This window comes from Clostridium sp., assembly GCF_032552055.1.
Classification (GTDB): Bacteria; Bacillota; Clostridia; order Clostridiales; family Clostridiaceae; genus Clostridium.
This window is the reverse complement of the sequence record NZ_JAWGSV010000374.1, coordinates 1-2,042: the sequence shown is the minus strand read 5'-3', so window position 1 is coordinate 2,042 and position 2,042 is coordinate 1. Positions and strand designations below refer to the sequence as shown.

2 protein-coding genes are annotated in these 2,042 nt (G+C 30.8%); both read right to left on the bottom strand.

The features are described from left to right. Positions 1 to 477 (bottom strand): amidohydrolase (locus E6248_RS15675; protein ID WP_316341698.1); only part of this gene is annotated, 477 nt, incomplete at its 3' end. A gap of 433 nt (positions 478 to 910) precedes the next feature. After that, positions 911 to 1,768 carry a DegV family protein gene (locus E6248_RS15670; RefSeq protein ID WP_316341697.1) on the bottom strand — a complete coding sequence of 286 codons (858 nt, stop codon included), beginning with the start codon at positions 1,766 to 1,768 and terminating at the stop codon, positions 911 to 913. Positions 1,769 to 2,042: the final 274 nt, after the last annotated feature.

Here is a 2,042-nt window from a genome sequence, read left to right as displayed (position 1 = left end):
TCCAAATATAGCTTCTACATTATCGAGGGCTCCTGCCTTAATGATAATATCAGCACCTTTTGCATTTTCTTCTGCTGGCTGAAATATAATTCTAACTTTACCATGCAATTCTGACTTTCTCTCATTTATAAGGATAGCCGCTCCTAAAATCGATGAAGTATGAAAATCATGACCACAAGCATGCATTACTCCTAAATTTTTAGATTCAAAGTCTAAGCCTGTATCTTCTAAAATTGGAAGAGCATCAATATCACTTCTTAAAGCTATAGTTGGACCATGGTAGTCCCCTTCTACTTCAGCAACAACTCCTACATCTAGTGGTAAATCTAAAATTTTAATATTCTCCTCTTCTAACCACTTACGAATACGCTTTGTTGTTTCATATTCCTTCATAGATAACTCAGGATTTTCATGCAATTCACGTCTATACTTAATTAATTTTTCACTTAATTTCTTTTCATTTATAGATAATGTCATTGTGTACCTCCTCTCTGCTTTTGGTACAATTTATCTTAAGAATTTTTGTCATTCTTATTTTTCTATATTGAATATCTATCAAGTATTTCTTATTTTATCATATTCTCATATCTCCCGAAAATTACCTTAGATGTTTTTCTTTATATTCTATATTTAAATATTCAAGATTTAATTTTCTTATATTTACCCCTTGATCTTATAGGCTATAACTATCAGTTCTAAGTATTTATAATAAACACATTAAATAAACTCTATAAAATTGAATGTATTATTATCTATTCTTGTTAATTTTCAAGGTCTTTTAACTATTCCTAATATATTAAAACAATTTGACAGTTTAAAAATAAACTCATAATAAGTAAGTGGACCACTTTGTGATCCACTTACATCCCTAGGGCAATAGAACTATCTTCTCTTTTTGTTGTTTTAATTCCTAAACTTCTTTAGAAAATCCTACAATTCCAAATGAGCCAGGGCCTCCATGAGTGGTAATTACACATCCTGTCTGCATCCATTTAATATTTTCGAATCCTATTTCCTTTGCTTTATCTTCAGCTGCTCTACGAACTGTATATGTTAATCCTATGGACCACAATAGATACACTTCTTTTTTATCCAAATTTTTCATCTTACTATATTCTTCTATTAGTCTCGGAACTATGCTTTCCATTTTTCCTCTATACTTTTTCTTTGCTACTAAATATCCATTTTCAATTTCAATTGATGGATGTATTCTAAGTATTTTCCCACCTATAAATACGGCATTACTTACACGCCCTCCAGCTCTTAGATACTCCAATTCACATGGAATAAAACACATTTGAGATCTACGACATATGTTGCTTACTTCTTTTATCAATTCCTCCATAATAGCATTAGGATTTTCTTTTAAATATCTTGCTGCTTCAATTACAACGGCCGCCTGACCAATAGATACATGTTTAGTATCAATACTCGTAACGTATTCTCTGTCCTCAGCTGCTATCAAAGCACTCTGATAGGAGCAAGTTGTTACTGCTGAATATGCCAAATGTAATATCTGTTTATCAGGATATAATCTGTGAATTTCATCAAATACTTTTATAAAATCCTGTGGTGAGCTTCCACTTGTCTTTGGTATTTTATTTGTATTTTTGTAATACTCACAAATTTTTTCAACTGGAAATGTTCCATCATCTAAAGTATTATCTCCCATAGTAACATGCATTGGAACAAGGAAAATCCCCATTTGTTCTGCAATATCTTTTGGTATATCTGAACCTGTTTCTGCCACTAATATAATATTATTCATTTTTAATTACTCCTTCTATTATCTAATTGCTTACTATATAATAATCTAATATATCATTTCTAAGATAATATTCCTTATTTGTATATAATTTACTAAATAACCATAGCTATATTATACCATTGTTCTGATATTGTTATAATTTTATTTCTAAACTTTTAATTTATAACAAGCTGTAAAAAGTCATGTACCACCAGCTTAGCTGGTGGCTTGATTAAGCCCTATAAGGGCATGATACTGGCGGCACTACTCGTGCTCTGAATAACTGCCAATCGCA

Excerpts from the sequence above, each read along its gene's own strand:
- E6248_RS15670 (WP_316341697.1), bottom strand. The coding sequence starts at position 1,768 with ATGAATAATATTATATTAGTGGCAGAAACAGGTTCAGATATACCAAAA.